The organism is Amycolatopsis sp. NPDC028719 (assembly GCF_055565395.1).
In genome coordinates this window covers 318,846-338,903 of the sequence record NZ_JBVHUL010000001.1, presented here as the reverse complement: position 1 = coordinate 338,903, position 20,058 = coordinate 318,846, and the positions used below count along the sequence as shown (strand labels likewise).

Sequence of the window (20,058 nt, the reverse complement as noted above, 5' to 3'; positions counted from 1 at the left end):
GCCCGGCGCCGGTGGAACCGCTTCCGCTAGGCGGGGGCGAAGCCCGCGTCCACCGTTTGGTCGTCGCGCTTGCCCGGACCGAGCTGCCGCGGGTCCGCGCAGCCCGTCGCCGGGTCCGGGTCCGAGTCCTTCGCGTCGTCGCCCGCGTCCTTGTTCGCCGGCTTGTGGCCCTCCGCGGTGAAACAGACCTGGTAACTGCCGTCCTCCAGGCCGGTGAAGGCATACGCGCCGTCCGGGCCGGTCACGACGCTCGTGCCGTTCGCCAACGTCGCCTTCACTCCCGCCAGGCCCGGCTCGCCGGGGTCCTGCAGGCCGTTGCCGTCGGTATCCACCCAGGCGTAGTCGCCGATCCGGTTGGTCGGCGGGGCCAGGCCCAGGTCCACTGTGAAGTCCTCGCGGGCCGAGCCGCCCAGGGTGCGCGGGGCCGTGCAGCCGTCCGGGTCCGCGTCGGAGTCGCGGTCGTCGGCGGCCGCGTCCTCGCGGGTCACCGTGAAGTCCGCCGGGACGGCGAAACACACCTGGTAAGTGCCGTCCTTCAGCTTCTCGAAGCCGTACTTGCCCTTGTCGTCGGTGGTGGCGGTGCCCACCGTGCCGCCCGCGCCGTCCTTCAGCGTCACCTTCACCCCCGCGACGCCCGGCTCGTCCGGGTCCTGGATCCCGTCGCGGTTGCGGTCGTTCCACACGAAGTCGCCGAGCTTCGCGATCGCCGGCGGCGGCAGGACGGTGATCGTCGCCGACGCCGTCTTGTCGCCCAGCGTGCCGCCCGGGTACCGCACGCCCGTCACCTTCGCCGTGTTGACGTGCCCGCTGTCGGCCACCGTCAGGTCCGGGTGGTCGCAGGTCAGCTGCTTGGCCGCGCCGCCGGCCAGCGCGAACGGCTCGAACTTCCCGCTGCACCACGGGTCCAGCACCGTGATCCCGGTGAGGTCTTCCGTGCCCTCGTTCGTCACGGTGACGCGGTAGTGCGCGGCCTCGCCCGCGGTGACCGTCGCGAACGTGCCCCACGCGCCGTTCGCCGGGTTCTGCACTTCCTTCTTCACCGAGTACGCCGCGAGCTGCAGGCCGACGCAGTCCCAGCGCAGCCGTCCGGCGCTCGTCGTGGCGAAGAACTTCACCGCCGCCGCCTTCGCCGGGGCGGTCGCCGCCGCGAAGTCCTGCTTCACCAGCCGGCCGTCGTCGGCGTCGTGGTCGGCGACCAGCTTGGTCTCCTGCACTTGGGCGCCGTTCACGTCGAAGAAGCGCAGGCCCGTCGCCGGCCCCGCAGCCGGTACGTACGAGCCGGTCGACACGCTGAGCGTGTACACGCCGCCGGGGACGAACTTCTCGGTCGAATACGCGGTGCTGGCCTTGCCGTCCGGTGTCTGGATCACCGCCGACCGCTGCCCGTCGACGGCGAAGGCCTGCTCGGTGAGCAGCTTCGGCGCCTTGCCGGCCGGAGTGCCGGGCGGGACCGGCGCCGCCGGGGTGAAGACGTAGCTGTCCGGGGCGCCGTTGCGCGCCGTCTCCTCGACGCTCGGGTTCGCCGCGATCCCGCCGCACGCCGGCGCCGGGTCCGCGGTCGCCGAGGGCACCACCGCCCCCGAGAGCGCCAAGACCGTCACTGCCACCACGCGCGCCGAACGGACCATGCCTCGACTATGGCGCGGCGCCCGGGCCCGCACCGGCCGAGAGCCGTCCACTTAAGAGTGAACCTCGCCGGTGCGGGACCGGAGTCTCAGCGTTCGCCGATGCGGCCGGGTCGTCCGAAGCGGCCCTTCTTCCACACCGAGACGAGCGACGGCCGCGGCTGCGAGGTGCCGCCGTCGGGCCAGTGCGACGCCGGGTTCGCCGAGCTCGCCGCGTTCTCCCCCGGGTGCTGCACCGCGACGAGCACCACGTGGTCGGTGACGTTCGGGCCGCACGTCTCGGCGCCGACCGGCACGGAGAGGAACTGCTTGACGTGGCCGCGTTCCGGCCCGGTCACCGGCACCGAGAAGAGGCCGTCGTTCGCGCCGAGCGCGTTGCCGTCGGTGGAGATCCAGAGGTTGCCGTGCCGGTCGAAGGTGACGTTGTCCGGACAGGAGATCGGGCTGACCCGGGTCTTGTCGAAGCCGCCGTAGTAGGTGTCGGCCGCGGCCGGGTCACCGCAGACGAGCAGGAGCCGCCAGGAGAACCTCGTCGACGCCGCGTCGCCGCGGGCCTCCTCCAGCTCCAGGATCTGCCCGTTCTTGTTGGCCACGCGCGGGTTCACCTCGTCGACGCCGGCCTTGCCCGCCGCGCCGCGGTCGGAGTTGTTGGTCAGCGCCGCGTAGATCCGGCCGTTGACCGGGTTCGGCTCGATGTCCTCGGGACGGTCCATCTTCGTGGCGGCGACCTTGTCGGCGGCCTGCCGCGTGAAGACGTAGACCTCCTCCGCGGTCATTCCGTCCACAAAGGACTTGGTGCCGCTGGCCAGGGGAAGCCACTCGCCCGCGCCGTCGAACTCGCCGTCGGCGGGGAGCTTGCCGGTGCCGTCGATCTCGCCCGGGCTGTCGCCGGTGAAGCGGGCGACGTACAACGTGCCCTCGTCGAGCAGCGCCGAGTTGTGCCGCCGCGCGTGCGCGCTCTTGCCCGGCTTGTACTTGCCCTTCGAGACGAACTTGTAGATGTACTCGAACCGCTCGTCGTCCCCGGTGTAGGCGGCGACGCGGCCATCGGCGGTGATCTTGATGTTCGCGCCCTCGTGCTTGAGGCGGCCGAGCGCGGTGTGCTTGACGGGTGTCGACGTCGGGTCGTTCGGGTCGATTTCGACGATCCAGCCGAACCGGTTCGGCTCGTTCGGCTCCTGCGCGACGTCCCAGCGCTTGTCGAACCGCTCCCACTTGCGGGTGCTCGTGCCGGTGCCGATGGCGTACCGCTTCAGCCGCGCGGCCTCGACCGGATCGGTCACCTTCTCGGAGTTGGCGAAGTACTGGTGGATGTTCTCTTCGCCGGAAAGCACCGTGCCCCACGGCGTCACGCCGCCGGAGCAGTTGTTCTGCGTGCCGCGGACCTTGCGCCCGGACGGGTCGGCCGACGTCTTCAGGTACTTCGAGCCGGCGGCCGGGCCGCGCACCTCGAAGATCGTGTCGAGCGTGATCCGGCGGCCGTACCGGCTGGGGACGACCTCGAGCCCGCCGTGGATCGGGTCGCGGCGGGTCAGCAGCACCGAGAGGCCGTGCGCGGCCCAGGCGATCTTCACCTGCTCCTCGGTCGGGTTGGCCGGGTCGTACTGGTCGGCCGGGAACAGGTGCACCTCGGCGGTGTACTCGTGGTTGACGACGAGCAGGTTCGTCAGGCCCAGCGGGTCCTGCGGGATCAGGCCGACGAAGTCGTTGTTGTAGCCGAACTGCTTCGCCTGCCCGGCCGCGGTCTGCTGGGTGAAGTCGAACTTCGGCGCACCCGGGACCACCGGGTCGCCCCAGCGGATGACGACGTTCTGCGCGTAGCCGTCGGGGATGGTGACGGCGTCGAGCTTGTTCGGCGGGACCGGGTCGAAGTCGGTGCCGGGCACCGGCCGTGGGTGCGGGTGCTGCTGTTGCTGCGGCGCGGGCGCGGCGGCCGCCGTTCCCGACAGGGCGGCGAACCCGCCCGCCGCGGCGGCCATCACGGCGCCGGCCTTGAAGGCCCCGCGGCGGGAGATGTCCTTCACGACGTCGCCGAAGTACTCGTTGCCCGACTCGTTCGGCTCGGGGTGGGCACAGGCGTTGCCGCAGCGGTATTCGCAGGTGACCGGGGAGCGGCCGCCGGGGTGGACGGGGAGGAGCGGGAGCAGACGGTCGGGCACGAGGCCTCCATGGTGGGGAGTTCGGGAACGAACCGACCGTAAGCCTCCCAAACCAGCCATTACCGACATACAGGTGAACGGCCGGTGTACTACTGCTCCGAACGGCGGGTCAGAACTCCTCGCCGACGAGTGCCGCCTCCTGCGGGACGGCGTGGGCGTCCGCCTTCTTCTCCCGCAGCGAGAGCAGGCCGCCCGCGATGACGCACAGCACGGCCGAGGCGACGAACGGCGCCTGCGGCGAACCGAACCACTCGGCCACGTGCCCGACGAGCGTCGCGGCGACGGCGCCACCGAGCCAGCGGCAGAAGTTGTAGCCCGCGCTGGCGACCGGGCGCGGCGCGTCGCTGATCGACATCGCGGTGCCGGTGAACAGCGTGTTCAGCAGGCCGGAGACCAGCCCTGAGACGATGATGCCGGCGACGAGCACCGGCTTGCTCGGCACGGCCAGCACCAGCATCAGCACGGCGTATCCGAAGACGGCGGCCGCGGCGGCGTGCCGTTCACCCAGCTTGGCGGCCAGCCGCGGCGCGAGGGCCACCCCGGCGACCGCGACGCACAGGCCCCAGCCGCAGAAGATCAGCCCCACGGCGATGGCGCTCCAGCCGAGCACGAACGGCGACCAGGCCAGCACCGCGAAGAACGCGGCGGTGTACAGCGCGGACGCGACGGACGTGCGCAGCAGACCGGTGTGCTTCAGCGCGCGGAGCGGGTCGAGCAGCTTGATCGGGTCGCGCTTCTCGTGCTTGTCGCTCTTGAGGAACACCGCGCACAGCACGAGCGCGCCGGCCATCAGGACGGCGGTGCCCACGAACGGGCCACGCCAGGAGATCGAGCCGAGCAGCGCGCCCAGCAGCGGACCGACCGACAGGCCGACACCGAGGGCGGCTTCGTACAGCAGGATCGCGCCGGACTGGCCGCCGGTCGCGGCACCGACGATCACCGAAAGCGCGGTCGCGATGAAGAACGCGTTGCCGAGGCCCCAGACCGCGCGCAGCCCGACGAGCTGCTCGATCGAGCCGGCGGCCGAACACAGCGCGGTGGCGGCGACGATCAGGGTCAGCCCGACGAGCACCGTGCGCTTCGGGCCGAACCTGGCGCTCGCCGCGCCGGTGACCAGCATCGCGATGACCTGGACGCCGAGGTACGACGAGAAGAGCAGCGTGACCTGCGACGGCGTCGCGTCCAGGCCCTTGGCGATGGACAGCAGGATCGGGTCGACCAGACCGATCCCCATGAAGGCGATGACCGCGGCGAACGCAGTGATCCATACCTGCTTGGGCTGGCCCTTGACGGCGTCCAGCAGGCTCGAGTGGTGTTCAGCGCTCATCGCTGATCAGTTCCTCCTTCTTGGTGTCAACGAGCAGCTTGGCGAGGGCCGGGAGGGCGGCCTCGATCGCAGCGCGGTCGGCGTCGTCCATGGCGATGAGCCGCTCCCGGAGGAACTCCTCGCGGGCGGCGACCGTCTCGGCGTAGAAGCGACGGCCCTCGTCGGTGACGTCCACGAGCACCGCCCGCCGGTCGGCGGGGTCCGGCGTGCGGGTGGCCAGGCCGAGGCGTTCGAGGCGGCTGACGACGTCGGTCATCGACGGCAGCTTGACCCGCTCGAGCTCCGCCAGCGCGCTCATCCGCCGCGGCCCGCCGTTGACGAGCTCGCTCAGCACCGAGCCCTGCGTGAGGGTCAGCGTCAGCTGCGGGGTCTGGCGGCGCACCTGGTGGTACAGCCGGAAGACCAGCGGCCGCAGCCGGTGGGCGAGATCGGCGATCGGGGAAGTCACTTAGCTATGCTAACAAATTTGGTAAGGGTGGCTAAGTAACTCGGCTCACAGGCTAGGCTCAGGGCATGGACGCGGTGATCTTCGACCTCGACGGCGTACTGGTGGACTCGGAGCGGATCTGGGACGAGGTCCGCCGGGCGGTCGTCGCCGAGCACGGCGGCACGTGGCTTCCGGAGGCGACGCGGGCACAGCAGGGGATGAGCACCCCGGAGTGGGCTCGGTACCTGGTGGAGGAGCTGGGCGCGCGGTTGTCCCCACCGGAGATCGCGACCTTGGTGGTCAAGCGGATGGCGGCTCGGTATGCAGCTGAGCCGCCGTTGATCCCGGGTGCGGTGGAGGTCGTGCGGCAGGTTTCGGGACGGTGGCCGGTGGCCATCGCGAGCTCGTCGCCGGTGATCCTGATCAAGGGGTTCTTGGACGTGACGGGACTGCCGGTGGGGGCGGCCGTGTCGTCGGAGCAGGTGGGGGCCGGGAAGCCGGCGCCGGATGTGTACCTGCGGGCGGCTGAGCTGCTGGGGGTGGCGCCCTCGGACTGTGCGGCGGTCGAGGACACGACCAACGGGCTGCGGTCGGCCTTGGCGGCGGGGATGGCGGTTTACGCGGTGCCGAACCCGCACTTCCCGCCGGATCCGGAAGTACTGGGGCAGGCCACGGCGGTGGTGGAGAAGATCACCGACTTGCCGGGGGCACTAGGCTTGTAGAGGGACCACTCCAGTACCGCTCGGGCACCGAGCCTGGCGTGACGTCGGCGAGGAACACGCGATCGTCACCCAGTTCGCCGACCGACCTGGCCTGGCTGAGGTCGCCCTTCTCGTCGAACAGCTGCAGATCGGGCCGCGAACTGGCGACGAGGTACACGGCCTTGCCCGGCGGTAGCGGGCCGTTTGCCTCGCCGACGTAACCAGCGCGCACTTCGGCGACCGAAGCCGGAACGCACGAAGGCGACTCAGCGGCGTATTGCGGCACATCACCTTCGAGCTTCTGACCCGAGGGCACCGCGGCCACGCAGAACAACTGGTTGTCGGGATCCGCCGTCCGGGTGGCGGTGAACGCGAGCGAAGTCCAACGATCGGTCTGCCCGGTGAAGTCGGTCAGGCTGACCGGGGTGCCGGTGAGCCGCAACCCCGCCAGTGGGATGTGGGTGGGCACACCGAGCGAGATGATCCGAGTCCCCGGATTGCCCGGCTGCACTTTTACCGAGGCCGTGTTCAGCTGCGTGGCCAGCAGCACGCTCGTCAGCACCACCAGAACCGCCGCCAGTGGCGCGACCAGCACCGTCAACCGGCGGCGCCTCGGCCTCCGCTGCCTTCGCTGCTGCTCCGCCCACGCCGCGTCGAGGTTCGGCGTGACCTCCCCGGCCTGTCCGCGCAGTGCTTCGGCCAGTTTGCGTTCGAGGTCGGTCATCGCTCACCTCCCAGGTCGTCCCCCCAGTGTTTACGCAGGTTCTCCATCGCGTGGTGGGTGGTCGCCTTGACCGTGCCCGGCGAGATGCCGAGCGTCTCGGCGATGCCCGCCGTGCTCAAGTCCAGCCAGTACCTCAGGACGAGAACCTCGCGTTGTCGCCGGGACAGCTTCCCCAGCACCACGCGCAGCTGTTCGTGCTCCCAGTTGGCCACCGCCCTGACCTCGGCCGACAGCTCGTCCGGTGGCCTTTCCTGCGGTGTTCGCCGGACGACCCGCAGGTGCCGCGTGCGCGACCGGGACATGTTCACCACGGTCGTGCGGAGGTAGCCCGCCACGCGCGTGTGGTCGGACAGGGTGTCCCAGCGCTGGTGGAGCTTGACGAACGCCTCCTGCGCGACGTTTTCCGCGTCGTCCGCGCCGAGCAGGTGCGCCAGCCGGGTCATCTGGGCGAAGTACTCCCGGAAGAGGTCGTGGAACGTCGGCGCGCCCAGGTCCCCCGGCGCGCTCTCGCCCACGCTCGCACTCACACCCCGCCAACGCACACCCCGCCCCACCGGTTTAGTGCACCACGCGAAGAAGGCCGCCACCAAGGCGAACCCGGGTGACGGCCTTCGACGACGACAGTCCTTACCGCTCGACCTCGCCGCGGATGAACTTGTCGACGGCGTCGCGCGCGGTCGAGTCGTCGTACTGCTCCGGCGGCGACTTCATGAAGTACGACGACGCCGAGAGGATCGGGCCGCCGATGCCGCGGTCGAGCGCGATCTTCGCCGCGCGGACGGCGTCGATGATGATGCCCGCCGAGTTCGGCGAGTCCCACACCTCGAGCTTGTACTCCAGGTTCAGCGGCACGTCGCCGAAGGCGCGGCCCTCGAGCCGGACGTAGGCCCACTTGCGGTCGTCGAGCCACTGCACGTAGTCCGACGGTCCGATGTGGACGTTGCCCTTGCCGAGGTCGCGGTCGACCTGCGAGGTGACGGACTGGGTCTTCGAGATCTTCTTCGACTCGAGCCGCTCCAGCTCCTTCATGTTCAGGAAGTCCATGTTCCCGCCCACGTTGAGCTGCATCGTCCGGTCGAGCTGGACGCCGCGGTCCTCGAACAGCTTCGCCAGCACGCGGTGCGTGATGGTGGCGCCGACCTGGGACTTGATGTCGTCGCCGACGATCGGGACGCCGGCGTCGGTGAACTTCTGCGCCCACTCCGGGTCGGAGGCGATGAACACCGGCAGCGCGTTGACGAACGCCACTCGAGCGTCGATCGCGGCCTGGGCGTAGAACTTGTCCGCCACCTCGGAGCCCACGGGCAGGTACGACACGAGCACGTCGGCCTGCGCCTCGCGCAGCGCGGCGACGATGTCGACCGGGGTCTCGTCGGACTCCTCGATCGTCTCGCGGTAGAAGCGGCCGAGCCCGTCGTGGGTGTGGCCGCGCTGGACGGTGACGCCGAGCGGCGGCACGTCGGCGATCTTGATCGTGTTGTTTTCGGAGGCGAAGATCGCCTCGGAGAGGTCGCGGCTGACCTTCTTGGCGTCCACGTCGAACGCGGCGACGAACTCGATGTCGCGGACGTGGTAGCCGCCGAAGTCGACGTGCATCAGACCCGGGACCCGCGTGGCGGGGTCCGCGTCGCGGTAGTACTGGACACCCTGGACCAGCGACGCCGCGCAGTTGCCGACGCCCACGATGGCCACCCGTACGCGGCGGTTGTCGCCCATGGGGGTTTCTCCTTCAATCCGTGTCTGTTCAGTAGGTCTGGTGCCGCGACGCTGCGGCCCGCACCGAGCGGCTCAGGTATCCGGACCCTGCCGTTCGGCTTGTTCGTGCGCGATCAGCTCGTTGAGCCACCGCACCTCCCGCTCGCTGGTCTCCAGCCCCAGCCGGTGCAGCTCGCGGGTGTAGCGATCGATCTTCTCCTCGGCCCTGGCCAGTGCCGCCCGCATACCCTCACGGCGTTCTTCCACGCGGCGCCGCCGACCCTCGAGGATCCGCAGCCGCACGTCGGCCGGGGTGCGCGAGAAGAAGGCCAAGTGGACGCCGAAGCCCTCGTCGTCCCAGGTCTGCGGCCCGGCGTCGCCGAGCAGCTCACCGAAGCGCTCCTTGCCCTCCGCGGTGAGCTTGTAGACCCGCCGCCCGCGCCGCGACCACGCCCGGTCGTCGGCCTCGTCCAGCTCCTCGACCAGGTACCCGGCCCGCAGCAGCTTCCGCAGGGTCGGGTACAGCGAGCCGTACGAGAACGTCCGGAACGTGCCGAGCGTCTCGTGCAGCCGCTTGCGCAGCACGTACCCGTGCATGGGCGCTTCGTGCAGAAGACCGAGGATCGCGAACTCCAGCACACCGCACCCCCTTCCGGGAACAAACCTCGGCGATCGGCGTTGCTCCGAATGATCGCCTCGATCCAACCTACTCAGCCACTATATCGCGCCGATACATCGAAGTGGCGAAGCTAACGGGCCCGCTCACTCTGGAGTGGGCGAAATTCACCGGAGAGTTATCGAACGTCCGGCGTGTCCCCACCTGGCCGGGCACCGGCCGCGCTAGGGGGCGTGGACGACACAGGAAGAGCCCGTACTCTGTCCTGGTGATTAACCAGCGGCAGGTCGTGGACTACGCGTTGCAGCGCCGTGCGCTGCTCGCCGAGGTCCGCTCCGGGCGCGTCGGCAGCTACGAAGCCTGCGACGCGAGCCCGTACCTGCTGCGGGCGGCCAAGTTCCACGGCCGGGCCGGTGACCTGCCCTGCCCGATCTGCCGCCAGGAGCCGCTGACCCTGGTGTCCTGGGTCTACGGTGACGAACTCAAGCACGTCGCGGGCTCGGCGAGGACCCCCGAAGAGCTGGCCAGGATGGCCGGCCGGTTCGCCGAGTTCACCGTGTACGACGTCGAAGTGTGCCGGGCGTGCCACTGGAACCACCTGGTCCGGTCGTACGTCCTCGGCACGGGGGAACCGGCCGACGGTCCGCGAAGGACCGCAGGCCGGTGAGCTGGATCACAACCGCTGAAGAGCGCAGAACGGCGCACTACCGGGCGCCGGTCTGGGAGGCCCATTCGTGAACGACGACCGCAACCGCTCCTGGCCCGGCCAGGAGCCAGATGCACCTCGCCGTGCCCAGTCGGGCCCATGGCCGGGAGAAGACCCCGGCCCCGCCTGGCCCGGCGAAGAAGCCCCCCGCCGGCCTCAACGACCCACGCCACCCCGGGGCAACCCGCGCGGCGGCGGGTCGCCCGAGTGGCCGTCCGGCGACGAAGGCGGTCCCCAGTGGCCCGGCGACGAGCCGCCGCGGCGGCCTCAGCGACCCCGCCAGCAGGGCATGCCCGCGCGGCGCCCGGTCCCGCCACCGCCGGGCCAGCGCCCGCCGCAGGGTCCGCCCGCTTCGCCGCCGGAAGGCTTCCGCCAGCCGCGCGGCGGACGGCCGGTGCCGGCCCCGGGGCGTGAACCGGACCTGATCACCCACCACGCGCACAACGGCACCGACGACATCGGCCGCGACCCGTACGACGACGGCTACGAGGACGACGCCGCGTTCAACGAGTTCGCCGACGACGTCGAGCCCCAAACCGAGCTGGACGAAAACGGCAAGAAGGTCCTCACGCCGGCGCAGCGCAAGAAGCGCCGCTGGAAGATCATCCGGCGGGTGGCGTACGCCTTCGTCGGGCTGTTCTTCGTCGTCCCCGCGATCGCGTTCGTCATCACCTACTTCCTGGTCGACGTGCCGACGCCGGAGAGCATCAAGTCGCTGCAGAACCAGCCGATCACCTACTACGACGCCGGTGGCGGCGTGATGGGCCGGGAGCTGCCGCCGGGCGGTGACCGCCAGCTGCTCAAGCCGGGCGAGGTGCCCGACGTCGTCAAGCACGCCGTGTACTCGGCGGAGGACGCGACGTTCGAGACCAACTCCGGCTTCGACGTCACCGGCATCCTGCGCGCGGTCTGGAACCAGGTTTCCGGTGGCCAGGGCGGTGGTTCGACCATCTCCCAGCAGTACATCAAGCAGGCGACGCAGAACGACGCCCCGACGCTGACCCGCAAGTGGACCGAGCTGGCCAAGTCGTTCAAGATGAACAACCAGCAGTCCAAGGAAGAGATCATCACTTCCTACCTGAACATCGTCTACTTCGGACGCGGGGCGAACGGCATCCAGGCGGCCGCCAAGGCCTACTTCAACAAGGACGCCAAGGACCTCAACGCCTCCGAAGCTTCGCTGCTGGCCGGCCTGATCCAGGGCCCGGGCCGTTCGGAGAACGAGGCGTACGCGCAGAAGCGCTGGGCGTACGTGATGGACCAGATGGTCGCCAACAAGTGGCTCCGCGCCGACGAGCGCGCCACCTTCCAGTACCCGACGCCGATCCCGAAGAACGCCAACAAGGAGCAGAACTCGGGCAAGCTCACCTACCAGGTCCAGCAGCGGATCAAGGACGAGCTGGCAGCGAAGGGCTACGACGAGAACAAGCTGTTCTCCAGCGGCGCCAAGATCTACACCACGATCGACCCGGCGGCCCAGGACGCCGCGGAGAAGGCCGCCGCGGACGGCATGAAGGGCCAGACCGACGAGAACCTGCTGAACGCGCTCGTCGCGGTCGACCCGAAGACCGGCGGTGTCCTCGCCTACTACGGCGGGCCCGAGATCGTGAAGGACGCCAACGGCAAGGACCAGATCGCCCAGGACCGCGCCAACCAGGCGAGGAACCCGGGTTCGTCGGTGAAGGCGTTCGACCTCACGGCGTTCCTCAAGATGGGCAAGGGCCTCGGCGAGACGTTCGACGGCTCGAACAACCGGGTGCTCGGCGGCCGCACGGTCCGGAACGCGGGTGACAGCGCCAGCTGCGGCAAGGACTGCACCGTCGCGAAGGCGATGGAGATCTCGGCGAACACCGTGTTCTACGACATGGTCCTGAACGTGACGAAGCCGTCGCGGGTCGCGGAAGCGGCGAAGGAAGCCGGGGTCAAGGTCGCGCCCGAGGGCAAGAGCACCCTCTACACCGACGACAACAACATCTCGCTCGGTGGTGGTGGCACGGCCGTGACGCCGGAGGACATGGCAGCCGCGTACGCGTCGTTCGCCAGCGGGGGGACCTACCACGAGCAGCACTTCGTCTCGAAGCTGACGAACAACCAGGACGAGGTGGAGTTCGACCAGAACAACATCAAGACCAACCCGGCCTTCGACGACGACGCGTCGAAGAGCCAGCAGATCGCGGGCAACGTCACGGAGGCGCTGAAGCCGGTCATCGACCACTCGAAGCTGAAGTGCCCGAGCGGCCACGAGTGCGCGGGCAAGACCGGTACGCAGCAGTACACGGCGAAGGCCGACGACCCGGCGTCGTTCAAGGACCGCAACGCGCAGACCTGGATGGTGGGCTACACCCCGTCCGTGTCGGCCGCGGTCTGGGTCGGCGGCGACGGCAACAAGCCGCTGCACGACCCGAAGAACAAGCCGATCTTCGGTGCCACCATCGCCGGCCCGACGTGGCAGAACTTCATGAACCTCTACCTCAAGGGCAAACCGGCGGAGAAGTTCGACAAGGTCCGGCCGATCGGCAAGGACGTCAACGACGTGACGACGACGCAGCAGAAGCCGCCGGACACGCCGACCACGACGACGCCGCCGACCACCACGGAAACCCCGCCCAGCACCGAGTCGTCGGACACCGAGACGACCACGCCCCGGACGAGCCGGAGCCGGCCCGGGCCGGGTGAGACGCCGACGTTCCCGCTCGGCAACACCTCGGGCGGTGGTGGCGGAGTCGCCCGGCCACCGGGCTCCGGGCCCGGCTAGGAACGTCCTCCTTCAGGGCCCTTCGCGTACGCGAAGGGCCCTGAAGCGGTTCAGGAAGATCGTTTCGGCAACCCCGGCGCTTCACGCGCGTCCCTTCCTAAAGGGGGTGGCGGCCGTCGCCGCCCGCGCTGACTGGAGGACTGCCCGTGCCCGACGATCGATCCCGCTCCTGGCCCGGCCAGGGACCCGATCCGCGCCGTCGCGCACCCCAGGGTCCGTACGGCCAGGGCCAGGGCCCGCGCCGGCCCGTGCCCCCGCCGGGCGGCCGGCCGCAGCCGCCGCAGACGCCGCCGCGCGGGTACCGGCCCGAGCCGCCGCCGATGAGCGGCGGCCCCGAGCTGATGACGCACCACGCCTACGACGAGCCGGACGGCTACGACGACGTCGAGCCGGCCGCCGACGGCAAGCCGGCCCTCACGCCGGAGCAGCGCAAGAAGAGACGCTGGAAGATCATCCGGCGGGTCGCCTACGCGTTCGTCGGGCTGTTCTTCGTGCTGCCCGCGATCGCGTTCGTCATCACGTACTTCCTGGTCGACGTGCCGTCGCCGACCGAGGTCGCGCAGAACCAGAGCCAGGCGGTGACCTACCTCTACGCCGACGGCTCGCCGATGGGCAAGGACGTCCCGCGCGGCGGCAACCGGGTGCTGCTGACGCCGGAGCAGATCCCGGACGTCATGAAGCACGCGGCGATCGCGACCGAGGACGACTCGTTCGAGACGAACTCCGGCTTCGACGTCGGCGGCCTGCTGCGCGCGGTGTACAACCAGGCCACCGGCGGCACGGGCGGTGGCTCGACGATTTCGCAGCAGTACATCAAGAAGGCCACCGACAACGACGCGCCCACGCTGACGCGCAAGTGGACCGAGCTGGCCAAGTCCTTCAAGATGAACCAGACGTACGAGAAGAAGGACATCATCACCGCGTACCTGAACATCATCTACTTCGGGCGCGGGGCGTACGGGGTCGGCGCGGCGTCGCAGGCCTTCTTCCACAAGGACGCGAAGGACCTCACCTTCTCGGAAGCCGCGCTGCTGGCGGGGCTGATCCAGCAGCCGGGCCGCTCGGAGAACCCCAAGGTCGCGCAGGACCGCTGGAACACCGCGCTCGACCGGATGGTGAAGAACAACTACATCACCGCGGCCGACCGCGCGAAGGCGCAGTTCCCGACGCCGATCCCGCTGGAAGACAGCAAGCAGCAGGCCGGCGCGCCGCCCGCGTTCGTCGTCCAGCAGGTGAAGGACGAGCTGGCCGCGCACGACATCCCGGAGGACCGCTACTACTCCGGCGGCTTCCAGGTGCAGACGACGATCGACCCGAAGGCGCAGCAGGCCGCGGAACAGGCCGCCACCGACGCGATGAAGGGCCAGGTGGACGACAACCTGCTCAACGCGCTCGTCGCCGTCGACCCGAAGACCGGCGGCGTGCTCGCCTACTACGGCGGCAAGCCGATCGTGCAGGTCAACGGGCAGGACCAGGCCGGCCGCGACTGGGCGAACACGCCGCAGAACCCGGGCTCGTCGATGAAGCCGTTCGACCTCACGGCGTTCCTCAAGATGGGCAAGGGCCTCGACGCGACGTTCGACGGCTCCAACAACCGCACCTTCGACGGCCGCGTCGTGCGCAACGCCGGCCCGGGATCCAGCTGTTCGCAGCAGTGCACCGTCGCCGAGGCGATGGAACGCTCGGCGAACACGGTGTTCTACGACATGGTCCTCAACCAGACCCACCAGGGCCCGGTCAAGGACGCGGCGCGGGAAGCCGGCGTGAAGACCAAGAACGACGACGGCGGCCAGTCGATCATTTCGACCAAGGACAACAACATCTCCCTCGGCGGCGGCGAAACCCAGATCACGCCGCTGGACATGGCTGCGGCGTACGCGACGTTCGCGGCCGACGGCCAGCGGCGGGACCGCCACTTCGTGCTGAAGGTGACCAACGGGCAGAGCGAAGTCGCGTACGAAGCCGCGACCGACGCGAAGCCGGCGTTCGACAGCGATGCGGACAAGAGCCGCCAGATCGCCGGGAACGTGACCGAGGCGCTCAAGCCGGTGATCGGGTTCTCGCACCTGAAGTGCCCCAGCGGCCACGAGTGCGCCGGCAAGACGGGGACGCAGCAGCACACGAAGGTCGCGGGGGAGCCGTCCTGGGCGGCGAACGCGAACTCGCAGACGTGGATGGTCGGGTACACGCCGTCGGTCTCGGTGGCGGCCTGGGTCGGCGGCGACGGCAACAAGCCGCTGCACGGCAAGAACAACTCGCCGATCTACGGCTCGACCATCGCCGGCCCGATGTGGCAGAAGTTCCTGTCGCTGTACCTGACCGGCAAGCCGGGCGAGCGGTTCGACAAGGTCGAGCGCATCGGCGGCGAGGTGCCGCCGCCGTCGTCCGACGTGGCCACGACGACGGACGCGACCCCGACGAACGAGAACCCCGACGGCGACGACCAGGGCGACCCCGGCAACGACGGCGACCAGGGTGGCAACCACGGCAACCAGTCGTCGTCGCAGGAGAGCACGCCGAAGCACACGAAGACACCGACGTCGAAGGAGACGCCGACGAAGTCCGACGAGCCGGAGAACTAGCCGCCCGGCAAGCCTGCTGAAGGGCACCTTCCTCGCATCTGCCGCGAGGAAGGTGCCCTTCGGTGCGTCTGGTGGAACGAAGGTGCCCTTCAGCCGCCCCGGGGTGAACCACGGTGGGCCGCGGTCCGTGTCCCCTTCCGAGAGGACTGCGTCCGCAGCCCACCGTGGAGGACGGCCCGTGAACAACGACCGCACGTCACCCGGCCGGCGGCCCGACCCTCGTCGCCGGACCCGGCGACCGGTGCCCCGCGCCGGGCTGCTGGGCACCGAGCCGGAGCTGATCACCCACCACGCGCACAACGGCACCGAACCGGACGACCTGCCGACCGTGCCGATCCGGCGGCCGCGCGCCGGGCAGCCGCCGCGGCGGCCACGGCCGCTCACCGACGGGGACCTGCGGAAACGGCGGTGGCGACGCGTCCGGCGGATCGGCTACGTCGTCGCCGGGCTGTTCTTCGCCGTCCCCGCGGTCGCGTTCCTGGTCACCTACCTCGCCGTCGACGTCCCCTCGCCGGAGACAGTCGCGCAGGCGCAGGGCCAGGCCGTCACCTACCTCTACCGCGACGGCACCGAGATGGGCAAGGACGTGCCCACCGGCGGCAACCGGCAGATCCTGGTGGCGAACCAGATCCCGGACGTCGTCAAGAAGGCCGTGATCGCGACCGAGGACGCGTCGTTCGAGACCAACTCGGGCTTCGACGTCGGCGGCATCCTGCGGGCGGCGTACAACCAGGTCACCGGCGGGTCCGGTGGCGGGTCGACGATTTCCCAGCAGTACATCAAGAACGCCTCCGGTGACGACGACCCGACGCTGGCGCGCAAGTGGGTCGAGCTCGCGAAGTCGTTCAAGATGAACCAGACCTACGAGAAGGCGGACATCATCACCGCCTACCTCAACATCATCTACTTCGGCCGTGGCGCCTACGGGATCCAGGCCGCCGCGCAGGCCTACTTCGGCAAGGACGCCGGGCAGCTCGACTACTCGGAGTCCGCGCTGCTGGCCGGGCTGATCCAGCAGCCGGGCCGCTCGGAGAACGCGGGAGTCGCGACGAGCCGGTGGACCACCGCGCTGGACCGGATGGCGAAGAACGGCTACCTGACGCCGGCCCAGCGCGCGGCGGCGAAGTTCCCGACGCCGATCCCGCTGCGGGAGAGCCGCGAAGCGGGGGCGCTGAACCCGTTCATCAAGAACAAGGTCAAGGCCGAGCTGGCCGCGCAGGGCATCGACGAGAAGCAGTACTACTCCGGCGGCTTCCAGGTCTTCACGACCATCGACCCGGTGGCCCAGCAGTCGGCCGAGAAAGCCGTGGCCGAGGGCATGGCCGAGCAGACCGACGACCGGATCCTCAACGCGCTCGTCGCGGTCGACCCGAAGACCGGCGGCGTGCTCGCGTACCACGGCGGCGACGCGATCGTGAAGGGCCCGAACGGCGAGGACCAGGCCGGCCGCGACTGGGCCGACGAGCCGCACAACCCGGGTTCGTCGATGAAACCGTTCGACCTGGCCGCGTTCCTCAAGCTCGGCCGGGGCCTCGACGCGCGGTTCGACGGCACCTCACCGCGGACGTTCCCCGGCGTCGACCTGCCGATCCGCAACGCCGGCGACAGCAGCAGCTGCTCGCAGCAGTGCACGGTCGCGGAGGCGATGCAGCGGTCCACGAACACGGTGTTCTACGACATGGTCCTCAACATCACGAAGCCGTCCGGGGTCGCGGAAGCGGCGCAGGAGGCCGGGATCCGGACGTCGGACAACGGCGGCCGCAGCAAGCTGTTCACCGGCGACAACAACATCTCCATCGGCGGTGGCGACACCCAGGTGACGGCGGCGGACATGGCGTCGGGGTACGCGACGTTCGCGGCGAACGGCGTCCAGCGCGAACGGCACTTCGTGCAGAAGGTGACCAACGCGAACGGCGAGACCGCGTATGAAGCCAAGGACCGCTCGGCCGACGCGTTCGCGGACAACGACCCGCAGAAGAGCGCGCAGATCGCGGGGAACGTGACGGCGGCGCTCGCCCCGGTCATCCAGTTCTCCCGGCTGAGCTGCCCGGCCGGCCACGAGTGCGCCGGGAAGACCGGCACGCAGCAGCACACCCCGCAGAACGACGAGCCGGCGTCGGCGGCGAACGCGAACTCGCAGACGTGGATGGTGGGCTACACGCCCTCGGTGTCGGCGGCGGTCTGGGTGGGCAGCGACGGCGACAAGGCGTTGCGCGGCCCGAACGGCGCACCGCTGTTCGGCTCGACCCTGGCCGGGCCGATCTGGGACCGGTTCATGCAGCTGTACCTGTCGGGACGGCCGGGCGAGCGCTTCGACCGCGTGGCCGCGATCAGCTCGCCGCAGGACCGGGTGCAGGTGCAGGTCCAGCAGCCGCAGCGACCGGACCAGCGGAACCAGCAGGACCAGCGCGGGCAGGAGCAACAGCAGCAGCAGCCCGGGAACCGGCAGGACCAGCAGCTGGACCAGTTCCGCCAGTTCCAGCAACGGCTCCAGGAGCTGCAGGACCAGCAACGCGGCCGAAGGAGGCCGTGACGTCGGCGCTGGGGGACACCGGCGTCACGGCCAGACTGGGGGTCAGAGCAAGATGGCCGTTCCTTCGACACCCGAGCGGTGCGCCGCCTCGATCACGCGCAGGGCTTCGATCGACGATTCGGGGTCGACCGGGAAGTCGCCTTCACCGCGGAGCGCGTCACGCACCTCGGCGTAGAACTGCTCGTAGCGGCCGGTTTCGGTGGGCACCGTCTTGAGATCGTTGCCGACGCCGATCTTGCCCGCGTCCGACGCGGGCTCCACGCCCCAGTTGTCGTCGCCCGGGCGCATGCCCGTCTTGATCTGGGGCTCCTGCACGTCGAGGCCGTACTTGGTGAACGTCGCCTGGTCGCCGAGCACGCGGAAGCGGGGGTTCAGGGTGCCCGCGAGCGCCGAGGCCCACAGGTGCGAGCGGACGCCGTTGGCGTGCTTCAACGCGACGAAGACGTCGTCGTCGACCTGGACGCCGGCGCGGCGGCGGTCGGTCTCCGCGTAGACCTGCGTGACCGGGCCGAACAGCTGCAGCGCCTGGTCGACGACGTGCGCGCCGAGGTCGTAGAGCAGGCCGCCGGCCTCGGCCGGGTCACCGAACTCGCGCCAGTTGTCCTTCGGCTTGGGCACCCAGCGGTCGTAGCGGGACTCGAAGCGGAACACCTCGCCGAGCTTCCCGGACTCGAGGACCTTCCGAACGGTCAGGAAGTCGGAGTCGAGCCGCCGGTTCTGGAAGACCGTCAGGCCGACGCCCGCCGCCTTCGCCGCGGCGACGATCTGCTCGGCCTCCAGCGCGGTCGGCGCGAACGGCTTGTCGACGACCACCGGCAGGCCGGCCTCGATCGCCCGCAGCGCGAGCGGCACGTGCGTGCGGTTGGGGGTGCTGACCACGACGAGGTCGAGGTCGCCGGCCCGCTCGAACAACGCGTCGGCGTCCGGCACGATCTCCGCGCCCGGGTGGTCGGTGCGCGCCTGCGCGGCACTGCTGGACGTCGTGATCACCGCCGGCGTCAGCCCGGGAGTCGCCGCCACCAGCGGTGCGTGGAACACGCGCCCGCCGATGCCGTACCCGAGGATGCCCACGCGCAAGTCACTCATGCGGCCCATTAAACAACACTGTTGCGTAATTGACCAGACGTGGGAAGATCCGGTCCGTGGCGGACACCGGGAGGAACCTGCGCAACGTGCGTGAGCACAACCGCGCCCTCCTGCTCACGCACATCCTGCGCGCCGGCGGCCTCAGCCGCGTCGAGCTCGCCGAACGCACCGGGCTCACCCAGCAGGCCGTCTCCAAGATCGTGCCCGAACTCCTCGACGCGGGCCTGCTGGACGAACAGCGCCAGCCGTCCACCGGGGTCGGGAAGCCCCGCACGCAGCTGACCGTCCGCGCCGGCGCCCGCCACGCGCTCGGCGCCCGCCTCGACCGCGACGAGTACCGCGTGCTGCGCACCAACCTCATCGGCGAGGTCGAGGAGACGGCCGGCGGCCCGCTCCCGGTCGGCTTCACCCCCGGCCAGGCCGTCGAGGCCATCGGCGCCACCGCGCTCGAGCTCGCCGACGGCTTCGACGTGCTGGGCCTCGGGCTCGGCGCGGTCGGCCCGCTGGATCACCTCGCCGGCCTGGTCCGCGACGCGACGAACATGCCCGGCTGGCACGACGTCCCCCTGCGCGACCTGCTCGAGAAGCGCACCGGCCTGCCGGTGACGCTCGACAAGAACACCAACTCCGCCGCGTTCGCCCGGCTCTGGCCGCACGGCGACCCGACGGCGACCGCGGTGGTGCTCGTCGGCACCGGGATCGGCGTCGGCCTGCTGATCGACGGACGGCTCTACCGCGGGCCGCGGACCAACGCGGGTGAGTTCGGGCACACCACGATCGCCTACGACGGTCCCGTCTGCGCCTGCGGGCGGCGTGGCTGCGTCGAGATCATGGCGAAGCAGGCCCCCGACACGCGGACCGCCGCGGGCTTCCTCGGCACCGGCCTCGCGGACCTCGTGCAGGTCCTCGACCTGGAGCGGATCGTGCTGGCCGGACGCGCCGTGCGGGACGAACCGGGCACGTACCGTGACGCCGTTTCCGAGCGGCTCGAGGAGCTGCTGCCCCTGCCGCACTGGCAGCGCATCGAGGTCGTCGAGGACGCCGGTGGCGAGGAGCTCGTCACGCGCGGAGCCGCCGCCGAGGTCCTGGCCTCGTACTACGCGAATCCGGCATGATCACCGC

15 protein-coding genes are annotated in these 20,058 nt (G+C 70.3%); 6 read left to right on the top strand and 9 right to left on the bottom strand.

Features of this window, described 5'->3' with window-relative positions; genetic code table 11:
• Window positions 1-26 precede the first annotated feature (26 nt).
• From ACZ4TR_RS01595 to ACZ4TR_RS01580, 4 genes are all read right to left on the bottom strand, one after another.
• Window positions 27-1,628 carry a DUF7850 domain-containing protein gene (locus tag ACZ4TR_RS01595; protein ID WP_465285309.1) on the bottom strand — a complete coding sequence of 534 codons (1,602 nt, stop codon included), beginning with the start codon at window positions 1,626-1,628 and terminating at the stop codon, window positions 27-29.
• A gap of 86 nt (window positions 1,629-1,714) precedes the next feature.
• Window positions 1,715-3,784 carry a PhoX family protein gene (locus ACZ4TR_RS01590; protein WP_465285308.1) on the bottom strand — a complete coding sequence of 690 codons (2,070 nt, stop codon included), beginning with the start codon at window positions 3,782-3,784 and terminating at the stop codon, window positions 1,715-1,717.
• Window positions 3,785-3,893: 109 nt separating this feature from the next.
• Entirely contained in the window at window positions 3,894-5,111 is a 1,218-nt protein-coding gene (locus ACZ4TR_RS01585; RefSeq protein ID WP_465285307.1) for an MFS transporter, read from the bottom strand.
• Window positions 5,101-5,559, bottom strand: a complete 459-nt coding sequence (locus ACZ4TR_RS01580) for a MarR family winged helix-turn-helix transcriptional regulator (protein WP_465285306.1) — start codon at window positions 5,557-5,559, stop codon at window positions 5,101-5,103. The genes ACZ4TR_RS01585 and ACZ4TR_RS01580 overlap by 11 nt, the downstream gene beginning before the upstream one ends.
• Window positions 5,560-5,624: 65 nt before the next feature.
• On the opposite strand from ACZ4TR_RS01580, the gene ACZ4TR_RS01575 reads away from it, so the two are divergent.
• Window positions 5,625-6,260: an HAD family hydrolase gene (locus tag ACZ4TR_RS01575; RefSeq protein WP_465285305.1), complete on the top strand. Its 636-nt coding sequence runs from the start codon at window positions 5,625-5,627 to the stop codon at window positions 6,258-6,260.
• On the opposite strand, the gene ACZ4TR_RS01570 is transcribed toward ACZ4TR_RS01575, so the two are convergent.
• The 4 genes from ACZ4TR_RS01570 to ACZ4TR_RS01555 form a co-directional block, all read right to left on the bottom strand.
• The gene (locus ACZ4TR_RS01570; protein WP_465285304.1) at window positions 6,229-6,963 is read right to left on the bottom strand and encodes a hypothetical protein; all 735 of its coding nucleotides are present in this window, start codon (window positions 6,961-6,963) and stop codon (window positions 6,229-6,231) included. The genes ACZ4TR_RS01575 and ACZ4TR_RS01570 overlap by 32 nt on opposite strands.
• Window positions 6,960-7,478, bottom strand: a complete 519-nt coding sequence (locus ACZ4TR_RS01565) for an RNA polymerase sigma factor (protein ID WP_465285303.1) — start codon at window positions 7,476-7,478, stop codon at window positions 6,960-6,962. The genes ACZ4TR_RS01570 and ACZ4TR_RS01565 overlap by 4 nt, the downstream gene beginning before the upstream one ends.
• 112 nt (window positions 7,479-7,590) lie before the next feature.
• Window positions 7,591-8,679 (bottom strand): inositol-3-phosphate synthase, encoded by a 1,089-nt coding sequence (locus ACZ4TR_RS01560; RefSeq protein ID WP_465285302.1) that lies wholly within the window; start codon window positions 8,677-8,679, stop codon window positions 7,591-7,593.
• A 72-nt stretch (window positions 8,680-8,751) separates the two neighbouring features.
• Complete coding sequence (locus ACZ4TR_RS01555; RefSeq protein ID WP_364510161.1) at window positions 8,752-9,297, bottom strand: PadR family transcriptional regulator; 546 nt, start codon at window positions 9,295-9,297, stop codon at window positions 8,752-8,754.
• Between the two features lie 245 nt (window positions 9,298-9,542).
• Here ACZ4TR_RS01555 and ACZ4TR_RS01550 point away from each other — a divergent pair, with 245 nt between their 5' ends.
• The 4 genes from ACZ4TR_RS01550 to ACZ4TR_RS01535 all read left to right on the top strand — a co-directional run bounded on the left by ACZ4TR_RS01550 (window position 9,543) and on the right by ACZ4TR_RS01535 (window position 17,850).
• Window positions 9,543-9,941, top strand: a complete 399-nt coding sequence (locus tag ACZ4TR_RS01550) for a DUF5318 domain-containing protein (RefSeq protein ID WP_364510158.1) — start codon at window positions 9,543-9,545, stop codon at window positions 9,939-9,941.
• A 328-nt stretch (window positions 9,942-10,269) separates the two neighbouring features.
• Window positions 10,270-12,735: a transglycosylase domain-containing protein gene (locus tag ACZ4TR_RS01545; RefSeq protein ID WP_465285301.1), complete on the top strand. Its 2,466-nt coding sequence runs from the start codon at window positions 10,270-10,272 to the stop codon at window positions 12,733-12,735.
• A gap of 146 nt (window positions 12,736-12,881) precedes the next feature.
• A complete protein-coding gene (locus tag ACZ4TR_RS01540; protein WP_465285300.1) occupies window positions 12,882-15,317 on the top strand; it encodes a transglycosylase domain-containing protein in 2,436 nt (811 codons plus the stop codon).
• Between the two features lie 178 nt (window positions 15,318-15,495).
• Window positions 15,496-17,850: a transglycosylase domain-containing protein gene (locus tag ACZ4TR_RS01535; RefSeq protein WP_465285299.1), complete on the top strand. Its 2,355-nt coding sequence runs from the start codon at window positions 15,496-15,498 to the stop codon at window positions 17,848-17,850.
• A gap of 42 nt (window positions 17,851-17,892) precedes the next feature.
• Here the strand turns inward: ACZ4TR_RS01535 and ACZ4TR_RS01530 are convergent, their stop codons facing one another.
• Complete coding sequence (locus tag ACZ4TR_RS01530; protein WP_465285298.1) at window positions 17,893-18,936, bottom strand: Gfo/Idh/MocA family oxidoreductase; 1,044 nt, start codon at window positions 18,934-18,936, stop codon at window positions 17,893-17,895.
• 56 nt (window positions 18,937-18,992) lie between these two features.
• Between ACZ4TR_RS01530 and ACZ4TR_RS01525 the strand changes: the two genes are divergently transcribed.
• Window positions 18,993-20,051, top strand: a complete 1,059-nt coding sequence (locus ACZ4TR_RS01525) for an ROK family transcriptional regulator (protein WP_465286260.1) — start codon at window positions 18,993-18,995, stop codon at window positions 20,049-20,051.
• Window positions 20,052-20,058: the final 7 nt, after the last annotated feature.

What these genes read in the sequence shown, in the direction of transcription:
- ACZ4TR_RS01530 (WP_465285298.1), bottom strand. Translation starts at nt 18,936, where the DNA reads ATGAGTGACTTGCGCGTGGGCATCCTCGGGTACGGCATCGGCGGGCGC.
- ACZ4TR_RS01545 (WP_465285301.1), top strand. Translation starts at nt 10,270, where the DNA reads ATGCCCGCGCGGCGCCCGGTCCCGCCACCGCCGGGCCAGCGCCCGCCG.
- ACZ4TR_RS01575 (WP_465285305.1), top strand. Translation starts at nt 5,625, where the DNA reads ATGGACGCGGTGATCTTCGACCTCGACGGCGTACTGGTGGACTCGGAG.
- ACZ4TR_RS01560 (WP_465285302.1), bottom strand. Translation starts at nt 8,679, where the DNA reads ATGGGCGACAACCGCCGCGTACGGGTGGCCATCGTGGGCGTCGGCAAC.
- ACZ4TR_RS01595 (WP_465285309.1), bottom strand. Translation starts at nt 1,628, where the DNA reads ATGGTCCGTTCGGCGCGCGTGGTGGCAGTGACGGTCTTGGCGCTCTCG.
- ACZ4TR_RS01570 (WP_465285304.1), bottom strand. Translation starts at nt 6,963, where the DNA reads ATGACCGACCTCGAACGCAAACTGGCCGAAGCACTGCGCGGACAGGCC.
- ACZ4TR_RS01585 (WP_465285307.1), bottom strand. Translation starts at nt 5,111, where the DNA reads ATGAGCGCTGAACACCACTCGAGCCTGCTGGACGCCGTCAAGGGCCAG.